The organism is Pseudoalteromonas sp. PPB1, from assembly GCF_015356275.1.
GTDB lineage: Bacteria > Pseudomonadota > Gammaproteobacteria > Enterobacterales > Alteromonadaceae > Pseudoalteromonas > Pseudoalteromonas rubra_D.
The window spans coordinates 195,629-222,448 of the sequence record NZ_JACEQV010000001.1; the positions used below are offsets into that span (position 1 = coordinate 195,629).

General features: G+C 49.7%; 21 protein-coding genes and 1 tRNA gene. 11 read left to right on the forward strand and 11 right to left on the reverse strand.

The features are described from left to right. Positions 1-3 precede the first annotated feature (3 nt). Positions 4-1,815, reverse strand: a complete 1,812-nt coding sequence (locus IY568_RS00900) for a sensor histidine kinase (RefSeq protein WP_138536160.1) — start codon at positions 1,813-1,815, stop codon at positions 4-6. Between the two features lie 240 nt (positions 1,816-2,055). Between IY568_RS00900 and IY568_RS00905 the strand changes: the two genes are divergently transcribed. Continuing rightward, positions 2,056-3,177 (forward strand): TRAP transporter substrate-binding protein, encoded by a 1,122-nt coding sequence (locus tag IY568_RS00905; RefSeq protein WP_194866549.1) that lies wholly within the window; start codon positions 2,056-2,058, stop codon positions 3,175-3,177. Positions 3,178-3,182: 5 nt separating this feature from the next. Here the strand turns inward: IY568_RS00905 and IY568_RS00910 are convergent, their stop codons facing one another. The 5 genes from IY568_RS00910 to IY568_RS00930 all read right to left on the reverse strand — a co-directional run bounded on the left by IY568_RS00910 (position 3,183) and on the right by IY568_RS00930 (position 10,413). After that, complete coding sequence (locus IY568_RS00910) at positions 3,183-6,332, reverse strand: efflux RND transporter permease subunit (protein WP_194866550.1); 3,150 nt, start codon at positions 6,330-6,332, stop codon at positions 3,183-3,185. A gap of 15 nt (positions 6,333-6,347) precedes the next feature. Beyond that, positions 6,348-8,051: an efflux RND transporter periplasmic adaptor subunit gene (locus IY568_RS00915; protein ID WP_194866551.1), complete on the reverse strand. Its 1,704-nt coding sequence runs from the start codon at positions 8,049-8,051 to the stop codon at positions 6,348-6,350. Further along, positions 8,044-9,378, reverse strand: coding sequence for a TolC family protein (locus IY568_RS00920; protein WP_194866552.1), 1,335 nt, complete (start codon positions 9,376-9,378; stop codon positions 8,044-8,046). Before IY568_RS00920 ends, IY568_RS00915 begins: the two co-directional genes overlap by 8 nt. Further along, positions 9,378-9,866: a DUF411 domain-containing protein gene (locus IY568_RS00925; protein ID WP_194866553.1), complete on the reverse strand. Its 489-nt coding sequence runs from the start codon at positions 9,864-9,866 to the stop codon at positions 9,378-9,380. The genes IY568_RS00920 and IY568_RS00925 overlap by 1 nt, the downstream gene beginning before the upstream one ends. Before the next feature lie 154 nt (positions 9,867-10,020). Beyond that, entirely contained in the window at positions 10,021-10,413 is a 393-nt protein-coding gene (locus IY568_RS00930; protein ID WP_194866554.1) for a hypothetical protein, read from the reverse strand. 141 nt (positions 10,414-10,554) lie between these two features. Here IY568_RS00930 and IY568_RS00935 point away from each other — a divergent pair, with 141 nt between their 5' ends. The 5 genes from IY568_RS00935 (at position 10,555) to IY568_RS00955 (ending at position 14,312) form a co-directional block, all read left to right on the forward strand. Further along, entirely contained in the window at positions 10,555-11,415 is an 861-nt protein-coding gene (locus tag IY568_RS00935) for a hypothetical protein (RefSeq protein ID WP_194866555.1), read from the forward strand. A gap of 132 nt (positions 11,416-11,547) precedes the next feature. After that, positions 11,548-12,177: a uracil phosphoribosyltransferase gene (gene upp, locus IY568_RS00940; RefSeq protein ID WP_010383109.1), complete on the forward strand. Its 630-nt coding sequence runs from the start codon at positions 11,548-11,550 to the stop codon at positions 12,175-12,177. Positions 12,178-12,187: 10 nt separating this feature from the next. Then, positions 12,188-13,432, forward strand: a complete 1,245-nt coding sequence (locus IY568_RS00945) for a uracil-xanthine permease family protein (RefSeq protein ID WP_194866556.1) — start codon at positions 12,188-12,190, stop codon at positions 13,430-13,432. 268 nt (positions 13,433-13,700) lie between these two features. Beyond that, positions 13,701-13,913 (forward strand): cold-shock protein, encoded by a 213-nt coding sequence (locus tag IY568_RS00950; RefSeq protein ID WP_125558174.1) that lies wholly within the window; start codon positions 13,701-13,703, stop codon positions 13,911-13,913. 195 nt (positions 13,914-14,108) lie between these two features. Continuing rightward, complete coding sequence (locus IY568_RS00955) at positions 14,109-14,312, forward strand: hypothetical protein (RefSeq protein ID WP_010383114.1); 204 nt, start codon at positions 14,109-14,111, stop codon at positions 14,310-14,312. Between the two features lie 83 nt (positions 14,313-14,395). On the opposite strand, the gene IY568_RS00960 is transcribed toward IY568_RS00955, so the two are convergent. From IY568_RS00960 to IY568_RS00970, 3 genes are all read right to left on the reverse strand, one after another. Continuing rightward, positions 14,396-14,824: a BLUF domain-containing protein gene (locus IY568_RS00960; protein ID WP_164517481.1), complete on the reverse strand. Its 429-nt coding sequence runs from the start codon at positions 14,822-14,824 to the stop codon at positions 14,396-14,398. 277 nt (positions 14,825-15,101) lie between these two features. Next, on the reverse strand, positions 15,102-15,503 hold the full coding sequence (locus IY568_RS00965) for a DUF6746 family protein (RefSeq protein WP_021032861.1): 402 nt from the start codon (positions 15,501-15,503) through the stop codon (positions 15,102-15,104). A 740-nt stretch (positions 15,504-16,243) separates the two neighbouring features. Next, a tRNA-Leu gene (locus tag IY568_RS00970) sits at positions 16,244-16,328 on the reverse strand. Between the two features lie 250 nt (positions 16,329-16,578). Here IY568_RS00970 and IY568_RS00975 point away from each other — a divergent pair. Further along, positions 16,579-17,076 carry an RDD family protein gene (locus IY568_RS00975; protein WP_125558179.1) on the forward strand — a complete coding sequence of 166 codons (498 nt, stop codon included), beginning with the start codon at positions 16,579-16,581 and terminating at the stop codon, positions 17,074-17,076. A gap of 65 nt (positions 17,077-17,141) precedes the next feature. Here the strand turns inward: IY568_RS00975 and lptG are convergent, their stop codons facing one another. Both lptG and lptF read right to left on the reverse strand, forming a co-directional pair. Beyond that, positions 17,142-18,212 carry an LPS export ABC transporter permease LptG gene (gene lptG / locus IY568_RS00980; RefSeq protein ID WP_125558180.1) on the reverse strand — a complete coding sequence of 357 codons (1,071 nt, stop codon included), beginning with the start codon at positions 18,210-18,212 and terminating at the stop codon, positions 17,142-17,144. After that, positions 18,209-19,321 carry an LPS export ABC transporter permease LptF gene (gene lptF, locus IY568_RS00985; RefSeq protein WP_194866557.1) on the reverse strand — a complete coding sequence of 371 codons (1,113 nt, stop codon included), beginning with the start codon at positions 19,319-19,321 and terminating at the stop codon, positions 18,209-18,211. Before lptF ends, lptG begins: the two co-directional genes overlap by 4 nt. Before the next feature lie 231 nt (positions 19,322-19,552). On the opposite strand from lptF, the gene pepA reads away from it, so the two are divergent. The 4 genes from pepA to IY568_RS01005 all read left to right on the forward strand — a co-directional run bounded on the left by pepA (position 19,553) and on the right by IY568_RS01005 (position 26,812). Further along, positions 19,553-21,064, forward strand: coding sequence for a leucyl aminopeptidase (pepA, locus tag IY568_RS00990; protein ID WP_010383127.1), 1,512 nt, complete (start codon positions 19,553-19,555; stop codon positions 21,062-21,064). Positions 21,065-21,211: 147 nt separating this feature from the next. Next, positions 21,212-21,658 carry a DNA polymerase III subunit chi gene (locus IY568_RS00995; protein ID WP_046004999.1) on the forward strand — a complete coding sequence of 149 codons (447 nt, stop codon included), beginning with the start codon at positions 21,212-21,214 and terminating at the stop codon, positions 21,656-21,658. Positions 21,659-21,681: 23 nt separating this feature from the next. After that, positions 21,682-24,528 carry a valine--tRNA ligase gene (locus IY568_RS01000; protein ID WP_194866558.1) on the forward strand — a complete coding sequence of 949 codons (2,847 nt, stop codon included), beginning with the start codon at positions 21,682-21,684 and terminating at the stop codon, positions 24,526-24,528. A gap of 475 nt (positions 24,529-25,003) precedes the next feature. Beyond that, positions 25,004-26,812, forward strand: a complete 1,809-nt coding sequence (locus IY568_RS01005; RefSeq protein WP_194866559.1) for a S8 family peptidase — start codon at positions 25,004-25,006, stop codon at positions 26,810-26,812. Positions 26,813-26,820: the final 8 nt, after the last annotated feature.

Consider the following 26,820-nt stretch of genomic DNA (forward strand, 5'->3'; position numbering starts at 1 on the left):
CCGTTACTCTGGCGACACCAGCTTAAATTGTGTGTTCGCCAGAATGATGTGTAAACAAGCCCCGCCATGTGCGGGGCTTTGTATTTTAATCTCCCCGCCCAGCTTTTGCGTCACCAGGTTATAAATAATACTGAGACCCAGCCCGGTCCCGCCCGAATGTCGTTTCGACGTCACAAAGGGCTCAAAGATCACAGGCAGCAGTTCTTTGTCTATGCCCTGCCCGTCGTCTTTAAAATAAAAATGCACATAGTCATTCACTATGTGCGCCGACACAATGATGGTCAACGGTCTGTCTGGGTGTTTGCCGTGCAAAATACTGTTATTCAGACTGTAACTGATAATCTGATTGAACACATTGGGGTAACTACTGAGGATCAGGTTATCCGGTATTTCGACCTCAATTTTGTATTCATCCTCCGATAAATCACTGCGATAGCAATCAAACACGCCTTCTACCAGGGTTTTCAGATCAAACTCCATTTCCGTATCATAATGCTGCTGCGCCGATACTTTTTTGAAGTCATCAATCAGAGATGCCGTGCGGTGTAAGTTATTTTCGAGCAAAAACAACGCCGATTCGGCCTCTCCGATGAGGTTGGTCAGGGTCTGTTTTTTCAGCTGCCCACTGTCCAGATCACGGCGCATGCTCTCCACCTGTTCTTTGAGATGCGACTGGCTGGTAATGGCAATACCCAGCGGTGTATTCAGCTCATGGGCAAAGCCACTCACCATGTTACTCAGACTGGCCATTTTAGCCTCTTCGATCAGCCGCTGCTGAGCCGCGCTGAGTCGTGCCATCAGTGTCTCAATAAAGTCCAGCAGCTCGTCCAGGTGGTGACCAATCTGGGCAATTTCGTCTTCGCTATTCAGATTAACCCGCAAAGAAAAGTCTTCATGCTTAGCCACTCTGACCAGTACCCGACCGATCGCCATCACCTGCTCGGACACCCGGCTATTGAGATAGTACAGCAGTAACAAGCTAAAACCACTGCTTAACACGATCGATAATAAGCTGATCAGGATCAGCTGTTGCTGCTCTTCCTGATAAGCGCTGAAGAGTTGCTTGGCCACTATGGTAAAGTGGCCGCGAATAGCCAACTTCAACTCGCCCAGCTCACCACGCACTCCCTGGTTGTGGTCCAGCCCCTGCTTTTGCAACACATTGGTATAAACGATGAAGCCGTTCTGATATTGCTCAAGCGTCATTAAATAGGCATCAGCACGCGCCGGAAATTGCGCCCGGATGCGGTTCTTGGCTTGCTGGATCAAATCACCATGCTGATTCAGGTAGCTTCTGTCCAGCCTCAGCAAAAAATCTTTTTCCCGCCGCCTCAGCTCCAGCAGCAGAATTTCTAATTGCGGATCTTGTGCTTCTTTGGCCAGTGCCTGCAGGGCATGCGCTTTACTGCGGAACTCACCATAAACGCCATCGTCTTTGTCGTAACCCAATAATGCCTGCATGGAGGCCAACTGTTCATACAACTCAGCAAAGCGGTTAACCTGCTCATCCAGTTTAAACATCAGCTCAAGATGCTGATGATCGGTGACCAGTAACGCAACTAACTCGTTAAAGCTATCGCGGTATGCATAGCGATAATCATCAATGGACAGCAGTGAGGCTTTTTGTCTTTCAATCACAAACCGCTCTTCCTGATCCAACAAGCGCTGGATCTGGGTTTGTAATTTGAACAGATGATCATTGAGCTGCTTGCTGTGGTCCAGCTCCCGATAAAGAAACCAACTCACCGTCGCAATGATCACCGCCGCACCAACTGCGGCCACTTTAAATAACAAAAGTGACTGTTTTAGCTGCACAAATAAGTTCCCGACTTGCCCCGTTCTTCCTAAGCTTAGACAACATCGGCGGGTTCGGCGAGCCCAGCCAGCGACTTTGCCTCATTCCCCTTTTTGGTTTCATATGTACCCACTTAATATACACCTCAAACTTATTGTCCACAGCCCGGTTTTCCATTTATTGCAATGCCGTCTAGACTTTAAGACTGTGGCTTATGCAAATCTGATGTTGTCTGGGCTGTCGTTACCATAAGTGAAGGTATGAGCAACTTGAGTAAACCCGAAAGTCCACCATCCCCAGGTCGACGTACCTTTATACGCCAAAGCACCGCACTACTACCGCTAGTCAGTGCGTGGCCACAAACAGTAATAGCACAACCTCAAACCTGTACTGGCGCTCGCTACAAACTGATATTTGCTTCGCCCTATAACAGCGAACTCTGGCTCTCATCACCTCATATGCATCAGCAACTCAAACACAACATTGAAGACTTTTCTAACGGTAAGATTTGTGTCGAAATCCGCGATAAAGGCAGCCAGGGGGTCGGTCATGACCTGGCGGTACAAGTTTCGCGAGGCGTGATCCAGGGGGCGCTGCTGAGTGTGTCTAATCTCTCTCCCATAGTGCCTAAACTGGATATCTTGAACATTCCATTTTGGGCCGCTGAATCTCAGGCTTACCTGAATCTGATCACTTCCGATTTGTGGCAGCAGCAGGTGACCGAGCAGATCCGCGCCCAGGGCGATGTCGCGATCCTGCTGTATCATTTACCAGGCGCCAGAACACTGACCTCCACCCGTCAGTATGGCAAGCTGCTGAAAACACCCAGTGATATCATTGATGTGGTTTTTCGCGTGCCCGTCAGCCAGGTGCTGAGACAATTTTATCAGCTGTGTGGTACCACTCCCGTCCAAGTCGCCTGGCACAAAGCGGCGATGCTGGCCGCCAACAAACGCTTTGATGCCCTCGACCCATCTGTGACAGGCTTATATGACGGACCCAATGGCCTGAATCAACATATCGGGGCCGTCTCTTTAATCAATTCAGTTCAGGATGGCTGGGTGTCAGTGATCAATCAAAGGTGGCTTAAATCCTTACCGCGCAAGCTGCGTATTGCCGTCTGGGAAGGGGCAGAAAAAACCTTTGTGCAGCATTTATCTATGGCCCGTCAGGCTGCACTGTACTGCCAGCGCGGCCTGCTCAGAAATGGTGCCACGATTTATTATCCAAGCGCCGATGAGATGGCCAGCTGGCAAGAGATTGGCGGTTATCAGCGCAGAGAATGGCACGCGACTAAGGTGGCATTGTTAGGGAAACTCAGCGCCTTTGATGCTTTTGTGGCAGCCACTCAGGTCAACAATGGGCTGACTTTCCCAACTTAATGCAGTTAATTATGCTGTTGCATGTGCGCGTTGAACTGTCGCAACGCCGGCTTTTTCATCAGGCTATAGCACACAGGCAATACCAATAACGCTAACACCAACGCACTCAACATGCCACCCACCATAGGCGCGGCAATCCGGCTCATAATTTCAGACCCCGTGCCCGTACCATATAAGATGGGCAGTAAGCCGATAATGATCGTCGATACTGTCATCATCACAGGTCGAACCCGCAGCGCAGCCCCTTGCAGCAAAGCGTCGATATACTGCGACTCACTGACAGGCGCCTGGCGTGATTGCGCCTCACTTTGTAAGTCTTTAAAAGCTTGTTCCAGATATACCAGCATGATCACCCCTATTTCAACCGCGACACCGGCCAGTGCAATAAAGCCGACACCAACGGCAACGGAGAAGTTAAAGCCTTGCAAGTACATTAACCACAAGCCCCCGATGGTAGCCATGGGCAAAGTCAGCAGGATCAACGCTACCTCTCCAAATCGACGGAAATTGAGGTACAAGAGCAACATGATGATCGCTAATGTCAGCGGCAGTACATAGCTGAGCTTTTCCTGTGCGCGGATCATATACTCATACTGGCCAGCCCAGTTCAGTGAGTACCCGGCTGGTAAATCCAGTTCCTCGGCGACCACACTGCGTGCCTGTTCAACATAACTGCCCAAGTCAACCCCATCGATATCAACAAAGGTCCAGCCATTGATCCTGGCATTTTCACTTTTGATCCCCGGCGCACCGCTTTCTACGTACACATCCGCGACATCACCAAGGGCGATCCGCTGCCCTATGGGCGTCACGATAGGCAAACGAGCCAGCTGTTCAGGCGAGCTGCGGTAATCCTGTGGATAGCGCAGATTAACCGGATATCGCTCTTGTCCTTCCACAGTTTGTGTGACATTCATGCCGCCAATTGCGGTGGCCACAACCTGCTGTACGTCAGCAATATTAAGTCCAAAGCGGCTAGCCTGCTCGCGACGAATATCCACTTTGATATAGCGCCCACCAGCAACGCGCTCTGAATACACCGAAGCGGTGCCAGGCACTGTTTTAAGAATGCTTTCAAGACGCTGGCCCAGTGATTCAATCACAGCCAGATCCGGACCTGCAATCTTGACCCCCACCGGCGTTTTGATCCCCGTTGCCAGCATGTCGATACGGGTTTTGATTGGCATCACCCAGGCATTGCTGACACCAGGCAGTTTTACCAGGCGGTCCAGCTCTGCTTTAAGCTTGTCGGTCGTCATCCCCGCTCGCCATTCGCTACGTGGCTTAAGCTGAATAAAGGTCTCAATCATAGTCAATGGCGCCGGATCGGTGGCCGACTCAGCACGCCCGACTTTACCAAATACATTCTCCACTTCCGGCACCGTGGCAATAAGCTTATCTGTTTGCTGTAACAGCTCACGCGCTTTGCCGATAGAAATACCCGGATACGTGGTTGGCATATACATGAGGTCGCCCTCATCCAGCGGCGGAATAAACTCGCTGCCAATTTTATTCAGCGGGTAGAACCCTGCCACGGTCAGCGCCACTGCCGCTAACAAAGTGGTTTTAGGAAAACGCATAACCTGACGAAGCAACGGCATATACGCGGCAATCAGCAAGCGGTTAAGCGGGTTTTTGCGCTCAGGTGTGACTTTCCCCCGGATGAAATAACCCATCAGCACCGGCACCAGAGTAATGGCCAGTCCGGCCGCAGCTGCCATGGCATAGGTTTTGGTATACGCCAAAGGTGCAAACATGCGCCCCTCCTGCGCCTCAAGAATAAACACCGGCAAGAACGATACGGTGATGATAAGCAAGCTGAAGAACAAGGCAGGCCCGACTTCAGTCGCCGCTTTTGCCACTATTTGCCAGCGATTGTCATCGGTTAACGGGGTCTTTTCCATATGCTTGTGGAGGTTTTCTATCATCACAATGGCGCCATCCGTCATCGCACCAATGGCAATGGCAATCCCGCCAAGCGACATGATGTTGGCGTTGATCCCCTGAAAGTACATCACGATAAAGGCCACCAATATCCCCAGCGGTAAGGTGATCACGGCCACCAGCGAAGAGCGTAAATGGAACAGGAAGGCCACACAAATCACAGCTACGACCAGCAACTCTTCAAGCAATTTCTGCCATAAATTATCCACTGCCCGCTCAATCAGCTGACTGCGATCATACACAGTAACGACCTCAACCCCCTCAGGTAAGGACGCTTGCAACTCAGCGAGCCGGGTCTTCACGCCAGCAATGGTTTGCTGAGCATTTTCGCCAAAGCGCATCACCACGACGCCACCGACTACTTCGCCTTCGCCATTGAGTTCGGCAATGCCCCGGCGCATTTGCGGACCGAGCGTGATCTGTGCCACATCTCCCATGGTCAGTGCGGTCCCTTGTTCATTGAGGCCAAGAGGGATCTGAGCAATATCAGTCACGGAGCGAATGTATCCGGTAGCCGTGACCATATATTCGGCTTCCGCCATTTCAATCACAGACGCCCCGGTTTCCTGGTTGCCCCGCTGCAGTGCCTGCTGAATATGGCTCAAAGGCAACCCATAGGCACGCAGTTTATCCGGGTCAACTTGTACCTGATATTGCTTTACCATGCCGCCCACCGACGCGACTTCGGATACCCCAGGCACCGTTTGTAACTCGTATTTCAAAAACCAGTCCTGGAGGCTGCGCAGCTGACTGATGTCATGCTGACCCGAGCGGTCGGTCAGGGCATAAATATACACCCAGCCTACGCCGGTCGCGTCCGGCCCAAGTTGTGGCTTGGCAGTTGATGGCAATAAGTTGGCTGCCTGACTAAGGTATTCCAATACCCGACTGCGCGCCCAGTAGAGATCGGTGTCGTCATCGAAAATCACATACACATAAGAATCACCATAAAAGGAGTAACCCCGCACTGTGGTTGCGCCGGGCACCGACAACATGGCGGTGGTGAGCGGAAAAGTCACCTGATCCTGAACCACCTGTGGCGATTGACCCGGATAACTGGTTTTTACGATCACCTGCACATCCGACAGATCCGGAATGGCATCAACCGGCGTTTGCTTAACGGCAAATAAACCGCCTGCCACCAGCATCAAAGTACTCAGCAGGACCAGCACACGATTGTGCAAAGACCAGGTTATGACTGCTGCTATCATGATTGTCCTCCTGGCTTAATGGTGTGCATGATCAGACATAGCCGGGGCTTGCTCACCGTGCTGCATCTCGGTTACAACAAAGTCATCCCCCACCTCAAAGGTAAAGGTTATCTGATCACCAACGTTAAACGCATTCAAGTCGATATCCTCGGCTATGACGAAGTCCATCGTGGCGGCTGCTCGACCCCATTTTTCAATGGCACCGCGATGGATAGTGGCGATGCGAGACGCGATGTCTATTGCCTTGATGTGGCCCCCCACGGTTGCCGTTGGTAAGGTCGGTTCAGCCATTATATGAATGGTAGTGATTTCATACCCAGCATCCGTTTTGGTCACCTCAAAATGCAGCGACTGTCCGGTTTTAAGCGCACTGCTATCGAGCTTATCAGCCAGCTGAAAGTCCATGGTCATTTCTGGCCATTCCCACTCGGGCACGGCATCATGGGTAATATTGATCACGTTTGACTGCGCCTCATAGTGATTCACCGTACCGGCCATCCAGACCTGAGTTGGTTTTGCATCAGCACTCATACGCTTGAAATCAGAGCTTTTGCTGGACTCTGAATCAATCAGAAACTGAGCCGATGTAACGACCCGATCATCCTGTTGCAACCCCTCCAGGATCTCAATCTGTTCGAGACCGACCCGACCCAGGGTCACTGCGACGGACTTAAAGCGTCCCTCGCCCAGCGCAACAACCACCCTGTCCTGCTTACCGGTGCGGATCACCGCCTCACTCGGCACCAACATGGTGTCTGCTTTGCTGCCCGCCTGGATCTGCACCTGAGCAAACATATTGGGTTTCAGCTCCCGTGCAGCATTGTCGAACTTGAGCCGCACCCGCAGCGTTCGGGTCGTTTCATTCAACGTCGGATAAACATAGTCTACGCTGCCCTGCCAACGCTTACCGGGTAAATAATCCAGTGTCATCACAACCGGCTGGCCAGCCTTAACCAGCGCAGTATCCCGCTCGAACACTTCGGCTTCCACCCAAACCTGATCCAGCTGAGCAATGCTCATCAGGGTATTGCCCGGGTTAACGTAAAAACCTTCACGGATCTTCAGATCGGCGACTACACCGCTCTGGCGGGCATAAAAAGTAATGGTCTGGCGTACCTGACGCCGCGCTTCTAAACTGCGAATAAAGTCAGCCGACAATTGCAATGCCATTAAACGCTCCCGTGCTGCTTTGATCAGCGCGGCATTGTTGCGGTTCAGGGCGATCAGAAACTCTTCCTGAGCATTTACCAGCTGCGGTGAATAGAGCGAGTACAGAGGCTGCCCCTGCTCCACCGGCTCTCCGGCGGCTTTGATGTATAAGGTTTCTACCCAACCATCAACGCGCGGATGAATGTGCACCAGCTTATCTTCATCATATTGTATGTAACCGACTGTCGAGATCATCCTATGCAGCGGACCTGTCTCCACGAGAGCCGTTCTCACCCCCAGGTTATTCACCACTTCAGGTGAGATAGTGACCGCCCCGGCCTCTTGCGTCTCACTCTCTGCATAGACAGGCACCAAATCCATGCCCATCGGCGATTTACCGGGCTTATCACGGCGGTAATTACTATCCATTGGTGCGACCCAGTAGAGTGGCTGCTTACTGTTATCTTCGCCTTGCGGCGTGCCAGACGGAGCTGTGCTCATCGTCATCACAACATAGCTCAGTGCGCCCCCAGATAGTCCAGCCAGCAAGAGTTTAAGTGTGTTATTCATGTGCAGCTCCTGGCTGGTAAGTCGTGAGGTAATAGTTCAATCGAGCAACGGCTTTCAGCGCATCTACGTCAATTTGTTTTGCGGCCACTCTGGCATTCAACTGAGCGATCCGAGCGCGCACCACTTCGGCAAAATCGCCACTGTCATTGGTGTAGGCCGTCAGAGCGGCTTCGGCTTGCTCGTAGGTTTGCTGTAACAGTTGCTCCCGGTACAAAACCTGACGCTCAGACAGGCGCCTCAGCTGGCTCGCTTCTTTTTCAACCTGACCTGACAAGTCTCTGAGCAGCAACAGCTTGTCCGTTTTGATCGCTTCCTGATCAGCCTGTGAGGCACTCAGCCATTGGTCCTGACGATTAGCAGTAAACAAAGGCACATCAACGCTCACTCCCACTGAGAAAAAGTCCGCCCGACTGCTGCCATCAGGCATATCACTGCGATGACCATAACTGGCGTTCACGCCCCACTGCGGTTTATATTGCTGACGGGCAATCGCGACGCCTTTTGCAGCGACCTCAATACGCACGTCCTGCGCCAGCACCACAGGGTGACTGGTTAGCCGGTTTAGCAACCGCTGCATATCTGGCTTGCCTTGTTCAAACAACGTTGGAACCGCAACCTGAAGTGATGGAAGCCCCTCTGCTAAGCGGGTATCAGACCAGGCCGTTTGTATCTGGCCGCTTTGTAGCCAGGACATTAGCTGAGCACGTGCGGCGTCGCGTTTTTGATATTCGACATTGAGACGGTCATCCAACTGCACCAGCTCCAGCTGAGCGCGGATCACATCCTGCTGACGGGTACGCCCCACGGCATTGGCATAGCTGGCCTTACTCACATCAACCAGTTGCTCAAAAAGTACTTTGTCCTGCTCAATCAAAGCGATGATGCGTTCTGCCAGGTACGTATCGAGCCATAATTGACTCACCTGAGCGCGGATCTGCGCAGTACGGTCGGCTCGCAGCAAGGCATATTTGCTACTGGCAATCATCAGCTGCTGACGTTTCAATGCCAGCTCGTCACCCCGACCAAACTGCTGACTCACGCCCACTTTGAGCTGCGTCATTGCTTCACGGTCATGCTGCCAGCCATCTACAGGCAGATTCATCATAGATAAAGCCACTTTGGGGTCCGGCAAGGTACCGGCAGCAACGCTTTGCGCTTGTGTTGCGCGTTGCTGGTAATGCTGCTTTTGTAATATCGGATCCTGTTTCGTTGCCAGCTCAATTGCTTTTTGCAATGACAGTCGTTCTGACGCCTGTACGGCAGTGACACTCAATGTCAGTGCACTCAACAGTGCCAAACTGGCTACCTGGATAATAAGAGGTTGCATCAAAACTGCTCCTTATAGGTATTCACCTGCGCATAGATCTGGTGACTGCCGTCTTTCATCAAAAGCAGAACCTGATAGGGCATGAAGCGGCCGCCCACCTCCATACCCGGCGATCCCAGCGGCATCGCTGGCACAGAAAGACCGATAGCGTCCTTCTGGGGATTGGCTAAAAATTGTTGAATAAACCTGGCCGGGACATGCCCTTCAAATACCCAGCCATCGTGACTGACAGCGGTGTGGCATGAACGATAACGCGCAGCTATCCCATACTGTGACTTAATTGCACTGAGCGATGCCAGTTCCTGCCCTTGTGTGTTTACACCTTGCTCAAGCAGGTGCGACAGCCATTTTTTACAACAGCCACAGGTTGGCGTTTTATACACAGTTAAAGCCTGCTTCGGGCTGATCTGAGCGTCACTACTCGGGCTCAGCAACCAAAACAAACAGGCACTTAGAAATAGGAAATATTTTTTGGTAATAAAAGACACACTTGCCTCCGTCTCCTTCTGGCCCACAGCAGCTCGATATGGCTTGTTCGGGTCAGAATCAATGTAAACATCACACTGCAAAATGCAGTGAAATCATCAAAAGAAGTTGGATAAACAGGCTCAGATGCCGAATTTCAGACGCACTTCACCTGGGTCAGGCAAAAATGGGGGGACGATAAAGAGATCGAGCGACAGCAACCGGGGGTTGGTTTTCCTGCCACAAAGCAGCCGTATAACTAAGGTCTGTTGCCAAAGAGAATTCAGCCACAGGCAACAGTTGGGCGCTACCGCAAGCATGAGTCAGACATACACACTCACTGTCATCGTCGCAGCAATCCATTTCGTGCTGCGAATGGCTCATCATATTTGACTCACTGTGCGACATAAGGTGATTGTCCATTGACGCATGCTGATGTGTCATCATGGTCCCTGGCATGTCGTGGCCCTGCATATGTGCTTCACACGCCACCACAGCATTCGCCATGCCTTGCACAACAAAGGCAAACAAAGCGAGTATCATCAGTAATGTTGCGGTGAATTTATTCATAAGGCCCTCAGGGTAACGGGTCAGATTCTCACATAAACAATAAAAAAAGAAAAGCATCGCATAATAATAGCGATAAATTGCCTATACTAATTGTGACGGTGGTTTTTGGGTAGTCAGTTTGTGTGGTTGGGTAGTCAATTTGTGTGGATAGTACAAAGCCTTCTTTTTTTACTTGTCGTTGTGCAGCTTTTCTCGCCCGTCAGGGCACAGCAAATCAGCAAAGACGCGACGCCCCCGGAACTTCATATCACCCTCCCTGTCCGCCAGGTTAAGCTGCAAAAGTACATCAGTGAGCTGCTGCATGTCTCGCTGGCAGACCTTGGCTATAACCTGACACTCACCATGACCCCTAACCCTTTATATAAACGTGAATCCAGATTACTAAACAGTGGCCAAATCACCATGATAATGCGGCTGGCAACACCGCAACGCGATGCCACATTTCACAAAATTAATGTGCCACTGACACAAAGTTTGATTGGCAAAAGACTGCTATTGATCCATCAGAGAACCCAGGCACGCTTTGATGCCGTGCAATCACTGGACTCTTTTCGGGACAGTAAATTAGTCGGCGTTTTTGCGCCCGGCTGGTATGACACGCAGATCTGGCAGGCCAATCAGCTGCCTTATATTGAAAGTGCCAGCGACCACGGCACGATAGTGCGTATGCTCACAGGCGGCAATCGGGGGTTTGATTACTTCTCGCGAGGCATCAATGAAATAGATGATTACCCACTGAGCGATGGTTTGATCATCGAGCCTAATCTGGTACTCAGCTACCCGCTGGATTTTCATTTTTATCTGCACCCACAAAACAAAGCCCATATTTCCATTCTCACCCGAGCACTGGAACGTGCGCAAAGGAATGGATTGCAAACCCGCCTAATGCGCAAGCATTTTGGTTACTTACAACAACGCCACCGGTTGTCGGAACGACGCGTTATTCACCTCACACTACCCGCCGCTGCTCAGGCCATACAGCTGCCTCTGCCAGCACACTAAGCTTTTAAGCTATCTACATTAAGTGCTGTAAACTACACCTAACTCATTGAATAAATTATTTGCGTTATCTCAGGGTAATTCTCAAATAGCTAAGCTAAAATAGCGTTAAATTTTATTTGGAGTATCTTTTCAATGAGTATTCATGTAATCAAACACCCACTTGTACAGCATAAACTTGGCCTGATGCGCGAGCACGGGATCAGCACAAAAAGCTTTCGCGAGTTATGTCAGGAAGTGGGCACTTTGCTGACCTATGAGGCAACCAAAGACATCCCATTAGAAGATATTACCATCAAAGGCTGGCAGGGTGATGACCTCACCGTGCAGCACATCAAAGGCAAGAAAATCACCGTTGTGCCTATCCTGCGCGCAGGACTGGGGATGATGGAAGGCGTGATGCAGTTGATACCAAGTGCTAAGGTCAGTGTGGTCGGGCTGCAACGCAACGAAGAAACACTTGAGCCTGTGCCCTACTTTGAAAAGCTCGTTGGTAACATTGAAGAGCGCATGGGCCTGGTGATTGACCCTATGCTGGCCACCGGTGGCTCAATGATTGCCACAATCGACATGTTAAAGAAAGCGGGCTGTAAAGAGATCAAAGTGATTGTGCTGGTCGCCGCGCCTGAAGGGGTGGAAAAAACTCTGGCAGCACACCCTGATGTCGAGATTTTTACCGCCTCGTTGGACAGTCACCTGAATGAAAAAGGTTACATAGTGCCAGGGCTGGGCGACGCCGGTGACAAAATTTTTGGCACTGTGTAGGACGCCCTGAATGTCCAACACCTCCCTTAATTCTCTGACATCGCTCAAGACCATACTGAGCGGTGCTCAGATGCTCTTTGTTGCCTTTGGAGCACTCGTGCTGGTGCCTCTGCTGACTGGCCTGGACCCCAATGTCGCGCTGTTTACAGCAGGCCTCGGTACTTTGGTGTTTCAGTTTGTCACCCGCGGACAAGTGCCGGTCTTTCTGGCGTCTTCCTTTGCGTTTATCGCCCCAATCATTGCCAGCGTGCAGGTGTGGGGGATCCCCGCCACTATGGGTGGGCTCATGGCAGCCGGGTTTGCCTATATCCTGCTGAGCTTGCTGGTACGCTTTAAAGGTGCCGATATACTGCATAAGATCTTACCCCCCGTGGTGGTTGGCCCGGTCATTATGGTCATCGGACTGGCCCTTGCACCTGTTGCGGTGAACATGGCCATGGGTAAAAGTGGTGACGGCAGTGCTCAGCTGGTTGCCTACGATCAGGCATTGATCATTTCATTGTCCTCACTGATAGTCACCTTAATCGTGGCAGTGACAGCCAAAGGGATTTTCCGCCTGATCCCCATTCTGGCGGGTATCATCACAGGTTACGGCTTATCTCTGGCATTTGGCATCGTACAATTTGATGCGGTGCACAATGCCAGCTGGCTGGCCGTCCCTGCCTTTGTCTGGCCAGAGTTTTACTGGCCGGCCATCCTGTTCATGGTGCCTGTGGCTATTGCCCCGGCCATTGAACATATCGGCGATATGATGGCGATCAGTAACGTCACAGGTAAAGATTACCTCGAAAAACCCGGCCTGCACCGCACTTTGCTGGGAGATGGCCTGGCAACCTCAACAGCTTCTTTGTTTGGCGGCCCACCCAATACCACCTACTCAGAAGTAACCGGTGCCGTTATGCTGACCCGCAACTTCAGCCCTCAGGTAATGACCTGGACAGCGGTGATAGCCATCGTGCTGGCATTTGTCGGTAAGATGGGCGCTGGCTTGCAAACCATTCCAACGCCGGTGATGGGTGGGATCATGACGCTGTTATTTGGCTCAATCGCGGTCGTCGGTTTAAACACTTTAGTGAAATCAGAAACCGACCTCAGTGCCCCCCGTAACCTCAGCATCATTGCACTGATATTGGTATTTGGTATTGGTGGAATGCAACTGGGTGGTACAGAGTTTAGTCTACAAGGGGTAAGCCTTTGCGCCATTTTGGGCATTGTGCTTAATTTGTTACTACCCAACCCTAAACAAGAAGCCTAACTTAAGTTGATAAAAAGGCTCAGCATATTGTAATAGTCTACAGTGCTGAGCATTTTTAAATAAAGAAATAAAATAAATAGCTATCTATTCACCCAATATGCTGTATAGTAAGTGACAGCTCAAACAGCTGAGCTATTAATGAATATTTAGTACAAGCTTTCCCAGTTTCTTTTCGATTTACTTCGTCATATTTACCCTGCGATATCTTTTCCTTCATTACAGATTTAGTAGCTTCAATTTAAATTTTTTCGATTATATCGAGGTATATATGTCTAATAAAACAACTGGTTCAGTAAAATGGTTTAACGAATCTAAAGGCTTTGGCTTTATCACACCAGACAATGGCGGCACAGATGTTTTTGTACACTTCCGCGCAATTGAAGGTGATGGTTTTAAGACTCTGGTTGAAGGACAAAAAGTTGCTTTCAATTCAGAACAGGGTGCCAAAGGCCCACAAGCTGCCAACGTCACCGCAGCTTAATCTAATAATAAAGAGATATGGTGTGTAAGACGCATATCTCTTTATTGACCCCCAGAAAAATAAATCAAAAAGTTTTTACCTATTTCTGAACCCCCCATATAGAAAACCGGCATACAAAGTTAATCGTTATTACAGCATTATCAATTTGACAGGCCCGTATTTCTCATAAAACCCATCTATCAAATTGAGAGTAGCATGCGAAAATCATCAAAAAAGACAGCGAGTAAAGGACGAAAAGTAAGTTTTGAAGAAAAACTTGAAAGAATGGTGAATGAATACCGCCAGGAAAAAGAGAGCCTTGAATTATTAAGTACAGAGACATCTGAATATCAAAGTCAGCTTGAGAAGTGTAATCGGCTTTTTGCCAATGTAGAGCGCTTTGTTGGCCGAAATCGCTAACTTACTTGCTCTTGATTAGGCTTTACTACGCACTGAAGTTTGAGCTTAGATGAAAATGGAGAGCATTCTGAGCCTGCCACTGACTAGCCAAAGGATTTTCTGACCCGCTCTTCAAACTCCATTTCTTGATCACGAAATGACTTAAGTAGCTTATAACTGAGCGGTAGCCGCCGATGTGGCCGTGTCGTTTTTACCTTGCGATAACTCGGATGTTTGGAGAGATCAATCACCCCCATGGACCAACGCGAAAAGTTACGCTTTGGCAGGTCGTTAATGATCAACGCGACCACTTCGGTATGCCTTGGGTCTTGTTGAATATTCTTATACAAACGCTCAACATGATCTCTTTCACCTTCAATCACTTGCATGAAGTGATGTCCATCATAAAGTAACATGCCGGAAATGCCATTGAGCTGATTAGTCGATTTGCAAAAACGATTTAACTCAACCAACTGCTCATCAGACAGAGGTGCCGTTACAGTACTGACATAAATAAGCTCTATCAAGGCCATGGAAACCCCCTTGTTCACCCTGAAGATAAGCATAGTCGAACGCAGTTATTGCGCAAAACCAATCAATGGAACAAAAGGGCCGGCCTGAACACCTTATATGTATCAATAATGTAAACGCCAATTGGCCGGACACGGCTGCCAGGACGCTATAGGCCCAATCCGCCAGCCTGCTTAATTTGCGCTTGCGATGAATATACGTTGTGGAGCTGTGGGGAGGACAACGGGGCCAGGTTCACCCGGCCTCGTCAGTATAGAAAGGCGTGCTCAGCGTGCTAAATTAAAAACTCGCAATCAGTCTGTCTGCTAACACAAAATACTGATTAAGGTGCTTTTTAGTCTGCTCTTTACGGTTTCTTTCTGAATTAAGGTGGATGTTTTCTACCACAACCGCAAGATCATCTGCGAGCTTTTTGTTGTCGCCGATAAGGTTAAATGTGAAAAATTCAACGCTTTTCTCAAGCGTATACGTGATCACGTGGATCTGCTGTAACTCAGCTTCGTCCAGATCTCGTTTGCTTCTAATTTCTGAGGTTTTTTCAATGAAAATCTTTCTTGCATCTTCGATGGAAGTCACGTCTGCCACTTTAAGGTGTTGAATAGATTTTTCGCCCGATTCATCACTCGCTTGTACCGTTGTTGAAAAAACAGCAGCCATAAGTAATACAATTAAAGTTCTCATTTTATCTCTCTATTGTTGAAGTATAAGGGTCAATAGGGCGGTTTTTAATTGTTGGGTACTGATAAAACCGGCAACTGGAGGTGTATTTTAACAATCCCTGAGCCTCTTTAAAAGTTGTCGGGATTGCACCTGATAGCCAGCGCGCGTTGCGATATTAAAACGTCACAGGCCAAAAACCGCTTTGCTCTGATCTTACTAGACGTTCAATACTGGAAAAAATTTATCATTTTCTCGAAAATCGCCGATTATTGGATTTGAGCCCGCCTCAGATAAAGGTTTAAGCTCACCTTGCTGACATAATGATCTGAGTGAAAACAGCATTGGTAACTGCTGGCTAAGGTACACGTTCAGCGAGCAAAGAGGAGATTGAATTAACCCACCATACGCTCAAGTCCAAACACTGCTTCGAACTTCAGCATGGTTCTTTGAATCTCAGCTATAAAAAACCCAGCTAAAAAGCTGGGTTATAAAAAGTGGGTCCTGTGGGCGGACTCTTAACTTGCATCAGTGCCACGCCCGGCGTGGGGCTCAAGTTCGACACCACACTCGGCTAAACATCAAAATTCAGGTATAAAAAAACCCAGCTAAAAAGCTGGGTTATAAAAAGTGGGTCCAGTGGGCGGACTCTTAACTTGCATTAGTGCCACGCCCGGCGTGGGGCTCAAGCTCGACACCACACTCGGCTAAACATCAAAATTCAGGTATAAAAAAACCCAGCTAAAAAGCTGGGTTATAAAAAGTGGTACCAGTGGGCGGACTTGAACCGCCACGCCCGAAGGCAACGGATTTTGAATCCGTCATGTCTACCAATTCCATCACACTGGCATAATTTTTCTTTAATCTTCTAACCAAGAGAAAATAAAGAAAAACCACTTTGAGCTTAGGCTTTGTTTTATATGCCTTCGTCTCTATGCCCAGCATTATACAAATTGGCGGGAGGGTAGCAAGCATTTTTTACAAAACGTCGTTTAAGTGCTTGGTAAATGAACAGTCGCTTAAAACTAGTCGGGTTTTTTAGTGTTAGATTAAAAATCAGGTAGAATAAGTCATATTTCGGCTTTAATGAGTGAACTAAATGGCTTCGTTTCCCCGTGCGGGCTTAACCCGTCGTCTTGCATCTCTGATCTATGATGGTCTGGTTGTGATTGCATTTGCAATGCTCTCTATGGTGGTTTTTTTATTGATAATTGAAGGCTTTATCTCTTTGGGCTGGATCTCACAAGGAAACCATGAAGACGTGTCAGCGCTGATCCAAGCCTCTCCTCTGTTGTCATTTTTCCGCGGATTTGTGCTGATTGCTGTATCTGTGCTGTTTTTTGCTTACTTTTGGGTTAAAAGCGGCCAAACCATCGGCATGCGCGCCTGGCGACTGAAAGTACAAACGCCAGATGGTGAGCTACTCGGCTGGCCAAGAGCCTGTGCACGGGCCTTATGCGCATTGCTGGGGCTAGGTAACCTGCTGGTATTGGTCGACTTTAAACACAAACGCGCTCTGCAAGATATGATTTGTGGCACTGAAGTCGTGGTGCTGAGCAAAGAAGAGAACAAACGCATTTACGACAGCCTGGATTAAGAAGGTCATAGCATTGCAACAAAAAAGCCTGACTCAGTCAGGCTTTTTTGTTTTCATCCTCTTTCTTACCCGCGTTGGCGGTTAAGAAGATAAAACGCCGTTGCGGTAAATAAGACGCTAGGCATCACAGCCCCTACGACCGGCGGGATCTGATACACCATAACGATTGGACCGAAAATTTCGTTGCTCAGGTGGAAGATAAGCCCGGTGATCACCCCCATGATAATACGCGCGCCCATGCTCACAGAACGTAGTGGCCCAAAGATAAAAGACAGAGCTACCAGCAGCATTACTGCAATCGTGACCGGTTGCATCACTTTGCGCCACAGCGCCAGTTCATAGTTACTGGTGTCCTGCTCATTTTGCTTCAGATACTGCAAATACGACCACAACCCAGAGAAAGACAATGCGTCTGGTTCTACCGAAGCCACGTCCAGTCGGTCCAGCGTCAGCTGTGATGCATAATTAAGTGTCTGAGCGTATTGCGTAGTGATCTGTTGCTCTTCAATGGTCACTTCCTCAATGGCTTTAAGCTGCCAACCATCATCAGTTGCAGTACCGGACTTAGCGCGGGTGATTTTCAGCAGGTTAAGATCATCATCGAAATGATAAATATTGATATTTTGCAGATTGCCGGATTTTTCGATGTTAGCAATATTAATAAAATTACTGCCATCTTTGGCCCACACGCCCTGCTGCGCCTCAAACACCTCACCACCATTAATTGCCTGATTACGCAGTTGTTTAGCCGTTTTTTCGGCCTGTGGCGCGCCCCACTCACCCAATGCCATCATGCATAATGCCAGCACAATTGCCGATTTCATCACCGACCCAATGATCTGTAATCGCGACATCCCCGCAGCCTGCATCACCACTAATTCGCTGCTCGAAGCCAAAGCCCCAAGCCCGGTCAGGCCACCAATCAGAGCCGCCATTGGAAAGAACACCACAATATCACTGGGCATGCTGTACAGCGTGAACAACAACGCATCCATGACATCATAGGTGCCACGACCCACAGAGCGTAACTGCTCAATAAATTTAATTAAGGTATTGATCCCCACAAACACCAACAAGGCAAAGCCTGTGGTTTGTAAAATGCTGCGCCCGAGATACCAATCCAGGGTTTTCATCATTGCTGTGGCTCCCGTTTTAACAGCATAGCGCGCACCCAAACACCAAAAGGCCGCCCTTTGGCTATCAGGTAAGCACCAATAAATAACACACACAAGTGGATCCACCACAAGCCAACCGAGGTTGGTACCTTACCTTCGGCGACCAGATATTTACCCGCATTGAGCATGATAAAGTAACCCAGATAGATACAAATCGCCGGAACCAGTTTGGCAAACTTACCCTGTCTGGGGTTCACCACACTCAGCGGAACCGCCAGTAAGGTCAGCAAAATAATAGAAATTGGCACAGATAAACGTAGCTGGAACTGGGCAATGGCCTCGGGTGTGCCCATTTGCAGCAGGCTGGACGAGGGCAAGTCTTCAAGCTTACGACGTCGCTGTTCAATTTCCTGCTCACGGATCTGCACCTGGTAGCTGCTAAACTCAGTTTTGTTCAGAGCCTGACTGAAACCGTCGGTTTCGAATCGTTTACCCTCACTGAGCACCAGCTGCTGCTCACCAGTTCCCTCTTCAACAACCCGGCCATTCTGAGCAAACACGATACGTGCAGCCTGATTTGAATCGCGATCGGGTAACTGAGCAACAAACACTCGATTTAGCTCTTTGCCCTGATCACTGGTGTTGTGGACAAATACCACCGCCTTTTCATTGCCCGTTTGCTGGAAGCGCCCGGCCCGGATCTGACTGAGCCCGGATTCTGCATTGGCTTGTTCGCGCAGCTGATTTTCTTTTTCACCTGCCCAGGGCGCCAGATATAAGCTCAGCACTGCAGCCATCAACGCAATCACAAAACTGGATACCAAAGTCACGCGCACGACATACCATTCACTGACGCCGCACGCTTTAAGCACCGTCATTTCGCTGTCAGCATAGATCCGGCTATAGGCGAGGATAATGCCCAAAAATAAGCTTAATGGCAGGATATATACCGCCAGCTTAGGTAAGTTTAGGGCCAGAAAAGACATAACAAGTTTTCCCGGAATGCTGCCACCTGAGGCCTCAGCCAATATCCGGACAAACTTCTGCGAGATGAAGATGGTCATAAGGGTCATAAAAACGGCGACCTGAGATTTTAATATCTCAGCAGTCAGATATCGAAAAATAAGCAATGTCCGCCCCTATAAAACGTCTCATTTCACTGGAATAGTAGGAAATTTTGAGTAAACTGGTTATTTTAATCACTTTATTATATGCCATCGGATCCAAATATCCTACTAAAGCAACAGGCTAAAGCGCCAAATGCACGCGTCAGTTAGCCGTTTTTTAGTTCAGCACCTAGAAATGGAGTGGCTGAGGCATAAAAAGTTCAAAAAAGACAGCACATTGACTCAGGAGTCGCAATGGAATTCAGCGTAAAAAGTGGTAGCCCAGAAAAACAACGCAGTGCGTGTATTGTTGTCGGCGTATACGAACCACGCCGCCTTTCACCCGTAGGGGAGCAGCTGGATAAAATCAGCGAAGGGTATATTTCTAATCTGCTGCGCCGCGGAGACCTAGAAGGTAAACCCGGCCAGGTGCTTTTACTTCACCATGTACCAAACGTATTGAGTGAACGTGTGCTACTTGTGGGCTGTGGTAAAGAGCGTGAGCTAGACGACAAACAATACAAACAGATCATCGCCAAAACCATCAGCACCTTAAATGACACAGGTTCAATGGAAGCCGTTTGCTTTCTGACTGAACAGCACGTTAAAGGACGCGATACTTACTGGAAAGTTCGCCAGGCCGTCGAAACCACTCAGGACAGCCTATACACCTTTAACCAGCTGAAAAGCAAAAAGAGCGAAGCACGTCGTCCACTACGTAAAATTGTTTTCAACGTACCAACACGCCGTGAATTGCCGATTGGTGAGAGCGCCATCGAGCATGGACTGGCCATCGCAGCCGGTGCCACTTTATGTAAAGACGTGGCAAACATGCCGCCAAACATTTGCAATCCTCGCTACTTAGGTGAGCAGGCTCAGGCATTAGCCGATGAATTCGACAACGTCACGGTTAATCTAGTTGGCGAAAAGGAAATGGAAGAGCTGGGTATGCACTCATATCTGGCAGTTGGTCGCGGTAGTGACAATGAATCCGTGATGTCGGTGATCCATTATAACGGCGCTCCACAAAAGCAAGCGCCTATCGTGTTCGTCGGTAAAGGCCTAACGTTTGATTCAGGCGGTATTTCTATTAAGCCAGGCGAAGGCATGGACGAGATGAAATACGACATGGGTGGCGCCGCCGGTGTACTGGGTCTGATGCGTGCCGTCGTGCAAATGCAACTGCCTCTGAACGTCATCGGCGTGCTGGCTGGCTGTGAAAACATGCCGAGCAGCAATGCTTATCGCCCGGGTGACATCCTGACCACTATGTCTGGCCAGACGGTGGAAGTACTCAATACCGATGCAGAAGGCCGACTGGTCCTGTGTGATGCATTAACCTATGTTGAAGCGTTTGAACCAGAAGTGGTCGTTGACGTGGCAACCCTGACCGGTGCCTGTATTATCGCCCTGGGTCATCATGCAACCGGTTTGTTGTCGAACCACAACCCGCTGGCACATGACTTACTTAAAGCGTCTGAGCAAAGTGGCGACCGCGCGTGGCAACTGCCACTATGGGATGATTATCAGGAACAGCTGAAAAGCCCGTTTGCCGACTTCACCAACCTGGGTGGTCGCCCTGCCGGGACGATTACCGCAGCCTGCTTCTTGTCTAAATTCACCAAGAAGTACAACTGGGCACACCTGGACATCGCAGGGACAGCTTGGCGCAGTGGTGCCAATAAAGGTGCAACCGGTCGCCCGGTCCCTATGTTAATGCAATACCTGCTTAACCGCGTGGACGTGACTGAGCAACCTCAGGACTAATTCATGCTGTGACAGCCGATGTCGCGCACCACGTTGATTGATGATAGCCGTATTCTGTGTCAGAATGCGGCTTTATTTTGAACGCCGTGTCATTTAAAGGCTTTCCCCTTGTGACAGGGCGTTTCGCTAGCTAGAAAACCACATGTCATGACCATCAACGCACGCTTTTTTGTATTAAAGCAGGACAATGAGCCGGGCAAGCCAGTGCCGGCTCATTTTGATCTCGCCGCACGCAGCGCCGCAAAGCTGTACCGCGCCGGACAACGTGTCTTTATTTACGTAGACAGCGTTGAAGATGCCCATGCGGTTGACGAGCACTTGTGGTGTTTTGAGGCCGACAGTTTTGTGCCTCACAACCTGCAAGGCGAAGGCCCCAAAGGGGGCGCACCGGTCGAGATCGGCCAGATGCCACCAGTTGGCAGACGCACCATTTTAATTAATCTGGCACAACAGCTGCCGGATTTTGTGCGCCGATTCGACAAGATCTACGATTTTGTGCCGGTTGAAAGCAATGCCAAACACGCGGCACGCCAGCGGTTCATGCAACTGCGTCAGCTCGGCGCTGAAATTTCAACCAAAGAAATTGACAACTAAAGTATTTTTTAAGGTTCTGTGTAATGGATAAAACCTATAATCCGCAAGATATCGAACAGTCTTTGTACCAAGGCTGGGAAGAGAATGGCTACTTTAAGCCATCAGGTCAGGGCGATGCCTATTCGATCATGATCCCACCACCGAATGTCACGGGTAGCCTGCACATGGGCCACGCCTTCCAGGACACCATCATGGACACCCTGATCCGCTACCAGCGTATGCAGGGCAAAAATACTTTATGGCAGGTGGGAACAGACCACGCTGGTATCGCAACCCAAATGGTTGTTGAGCGTAAACTGGCCGCTGAAGAAAGCAAAACCCGTCACGACCTGGGCCGCGAAGAGTTTATCAACCGTATCTGGCAGTGGAAAAACGAGTCAGGTGGCACCATCACCAAGCAGCTTCGTCGCCTGGGTGCATCGGTAGACTGGGATCGTGAGCGCTTTACTATGGACGACGGCCTGTCCGAAGCAGTTAAAGAAGTCTTTGTTCGTTTATATAAAGACGATCTGATCTACCGCGGTAAGCGCCTGGTTAACTGGGATCCGAAACTGCACACCGCGATTTCTGATCTGGAAGTAGAAAACAAAGACAAGCAGGGCCACATGTGGAACCTGCGTTACCCGCTGGCTGATGGTGTTAAAACCAAAGACGGCAAAGACTACATTGTAGTGGCAACAACGCGTCCGGAAACCATGCTGGGCGACACCGGTGTGGCAGTCAACCCGGATGATGAGCGTTATCAGGACCTGATCGGCAAAGAAATCTTATTGCCAATCGTCAATCGTCGTATCCCAATCGTTGCCGACGAACACGCAGACATGGAAAAAGGCACAGGCTGTGTGAAGATCACACCAGCGCACGACTTCAACGATAACGAAGTCGGTAAGCGTCATCAGCTGCCCATGATCAACGTCTTCAACAAAGATGCGGCGATTTTGAGTGAAGGCGAAACCTTCACTTTTGATGGTAAGCCACTGGAGCTGGATGCACCATTACCTGAGCGCTTCCATGGCCTTGACCGTTTCGATGCCCGCAAACTGATTGTTGATGAGTTTGAACAAGCTGGCCTACTGGAAAAAATCGACGACCACAGCCTGACGGTTCCTTACGGCGACCGCTCTGGTGTGGTCATTGAGCCACTGCTGACTGACCAATGGTATGTACGCGTTGCGCCACTGGCTGAGCCGGCAATCAAAGCCGTAGAAGACGGTGACATTCAGTTCGTGCCTAAACAGTACGAAAACATGTACTTCTCCTGGATGCGCGATATTCAGGACTGGTGTATTTCTCGTCAGCTATGGTGGGGACACCGTATCCCGGCCTGGTATGACAACGAAGGCAATGTTTACGTTGGTCGCGATGAAGCCGAAGTACGCCGCGACAACAACCTGGCAGACGATGTCGTTCTGAGCCAGGATGATGATGTACTGGATACCTGGTTCTCTTCTGCGCTGTGGACCTTCTCAACCCAAGGCTGGCCAGAAAATACTGACGACCTGAAGATGTTCCACCCGTCAGACACGCTGGTGACTGGTTTCGACATCATTTTCTTCTGGGTTGCCCGTATGATCATGATGACACTGCACTTTGTGAAAGACGACCAAGGCAAACCTCAGGTGCCATTTAAAACCGTTTACGTGACCGGTCTGATCCGTGACGAAAATGGCGACAAGATGTCTAAGTCAAAAGGTAATGTACTGGACCCGCTGGACATGATCGATGGTATTGATCTGGAAAGCCTGGTTCAGAAGCGTACCGGCAACATGATGCAGCCGCAGCTGGCCGCAAAGATTGAAAAAAACACGCGTAAGACTTTTGCTGATGGCATTGAAGCACACGGCACCGATGCGCTGCGCTTTACCCTGGCTGCTATGGCCTCAACCGGTCGTGATATCAACTGGGATATGAACCGCCTGGAAGGGTATCGTAACTTCTGTAACAAGCTGTGGAACGCCAGCCGTTACGTGCTGATGAACACCGAAGAGCAGGATTGTGGTTTCAATGGTGGCGAAATGCAGGTGTCTCTGGCGGATCGCTGGATTTTGGGTCAGTTCCAGAACACAGTGAAAACCTTCACTGAACACCTGGACAACTACCGCTTTGACCTGGCTGCGAACACCATCTACGAGTTCACCTGGAACCAGTTCTGTGACTGGTACCTGGAGCTGACGAAGCCAATTCTGTTCAAGGGCAACGAAGCCCAGCAACGTGGTACACGTCACACCCTGATCACGGTTCTGGAAGGCCTGCTTCGTCTGATGCACCCGCTGATGCCTTACATCACAGAAACTATCTGGCAGCGTGTTGCACCACTGGCTGGTATCGAAGCAAACACCATCATGTTGCAGCGCTTCCCGCAGTTTGATGCCGAACAGGTAGATACACAAGCAATGGAAGACCTGGAGTGGGTTAAACAGTTCATTCTGGCTATCCGTAACATTCGCGGTGAGATGGACATCAGTCCAAGTAAACCGCTTAGCGTGTTACTGGCCAACGTATCTGAGCAGGATCAACGCCGTCTTGACGACAACCAGGCATTCCTGAGCTCACTGGCTAAACTGGAAGACATCAAGGTATTGGCAAGCAAAGACGAGGCCCCGGCATCCGCTACCGCCTTTATTGGTGACCTTGAGATCATGATCCCTATGGCAGGTCTGATTGATGTCGAAGCCGAAATGGCCCGTATCGCCAAACAGCTGGAAAAGGCAGAAAAAGGCCTGGCACAGGTTGAGAAAAAGCTGGCAAACGAGAAGTTCGTCAACAACGCTCCTGCGGCAGTACTTGATAAAGAAAAAGCCAAACTGGCCGAGTACAGCGACGCCAAAGCCAAGCTGCTTGAGCAAAAAGCCAAAATCGAAAGCCTGTAAGTTTTTAGCCTGAGTCGGGTATCTGGCTCAGGATTAACTACCAAAAAGAAGCCGCTTAGCGGCTTCTTTTGTTTTCATTCATCGTCCTAAAGCCGAAAGCCACAAACACCTCCCTCTGCGTTAGTCATATCTTCGGATCATTTTAACTTTTTACATCGATGCTGTGCTTAAAGCCGGCAACTGCCCTAAATACAGTGGACTTCCCGGCATGGAAAAATGTCTTATCTCAAAAATATCGAGAATAAAGTAGGAAGTAACACACGAATCCTAAAGCATTGGTTAGCGATGCATACTCCTGATAAAGCAATAAAACCTTTCTGTGCAGAAAATTAACGCATTATTTATATCAAACACAGTCTAAACAGCACCACAAAAGTTAACCCACTAACAACATGAATAACCTTGCATTTTCAAATGTGACAATATAGGGTACACAAAACAACAGGTACAAATGTAAATAAGAAGAAACTAATTTATGATAAGAACTAAGCTCACAATACTGGCAGCCTGTATTGCTGCTACCCACAGCTTAGCCGTCTCGGCTAACGACTATCCACTAATGCCTGGCGATCCGCTGGTCTCTCATCAGTGGCATTTGCAAAATACAGGTCAGGCAGCATTCTCTGACAGAGGTGGTAAAGCCGGTGAAGACATGAACTTGTCACTGACCCATGCGCTGGGCATTTTGGGCACAGGTGTGACAGCCGCGGTGATCGATGGCGCCGTAGAGCTAACCCACCCGGATCTGCGCGACAACGTGCGCCCTGGTTCATGGAACTTTACCACTGATACACCGGATCTGGTCCCTGGTGGCCCCACAGATCGTCACGGCACGTCGGTTGCCGGGATCATTGCTGCCAGTGCCTTTAACGGCATTGGTGGACGAGGCATCGCACCACGCGCCGGTATTGTGGGCTTTAATCTGATCTCATCAGGCAACTACAATACCGCCAACTGGTTACAATCGCACGGCATGTACTCAGATGGCTATAATAAACACTCTTTTGATTTTCCAAGAATTTTTAACCAAAGCTATGGCCGCACTATGTCTGCACCAGACAGCTTTGACTACACAGTCGATCCCTGGCTGAAAACCTATGAAGATGCCCAGGAAGAGATCACTCGTACCACCCATGGTGGACGTGGTGCCCTGTTCGTCAAATCTGCGGGTAATGGCTACGCCAGACAAACTTTTACAGATCCTCGTTTTGGCTCCGGCTATCTGCGCTTTGAAAACAACAACCATGGCCTGCCTTTACAGAACGTCAACCTGGAGCAAATGGATACCTCATTTTGGAATATGGTTGTGTCGGCCTACAACGCCGATGGCCAATTGTCTTCATACTCCACCGTTGGTTCAGCAGTATTCGTATCAGCCACGGGCGGTCAATATGGTGTCTATACCCCGGCAATGGTCACGACCGATCTGACCGGCTGTGATGCTGGCTACAACCCGGCTTATGGTCGCAATGACTTACATGGTGGCCATCCATTGGATCCGAACTGTGATTATGGCGCGCGCTTCAACGGGACGTCTTCGGCAGCCCCAAGTGCCGCGGGTGCCATTGCCCTGATCATGTCTGCCAACCCGGCATTGAGCTGGCAAGATGTGCGTCACATACTGGCCAGCACCGCCAGACAAATCGATCCGGATAACGCCGGTGTGGCACTGTCGTTTGAAACTGCGCAAGGTGACACGGTCAGCTATCAGGCCATTGACGCCTGGCAAACCAACGCCGCAGGCTATGCCTTCCATAACTTCTATGGCTTCGGTGCAGTAGACGTGGATGCAGCCGTCAACATGGCGCGCTTCTATGACCAACAACTGGGTCAGTTCACACAAACTGAACGCTTTGCAGTGACAGCCAACAGTGCTATTCCAGATGGCGATATCAACGGTGTATCAAGCACTTATCAGTCAACAGAAGTGATGACAGTCGATGCCATTCAGGTACGTGTTAACATCGACCACACCAGCACAAGAGATTTAGCCATTGAACTGATTTCTCCATCAGGTACACGCAGTGTGATCATGACACCACGCACAGGCACCATCCTGGGACAAAACGGCATGGAAAATACACAAATGCTGACACATCACTTCTATGGTGAGCAGGCACAAGGTGAATGGACCCTGCGTGTCATCGATACAGCAGCTCAGGACGAATTCTATGTTTTCGACCCGCGTGCAGCTGGTGCACCCAACGTCAACATGGTGCACAGAAACAATTCAGACAATGGCCTGCTGAAGTCGTGGGACATTCGCTTCATCGGTCGTAAATAAGGAGTACT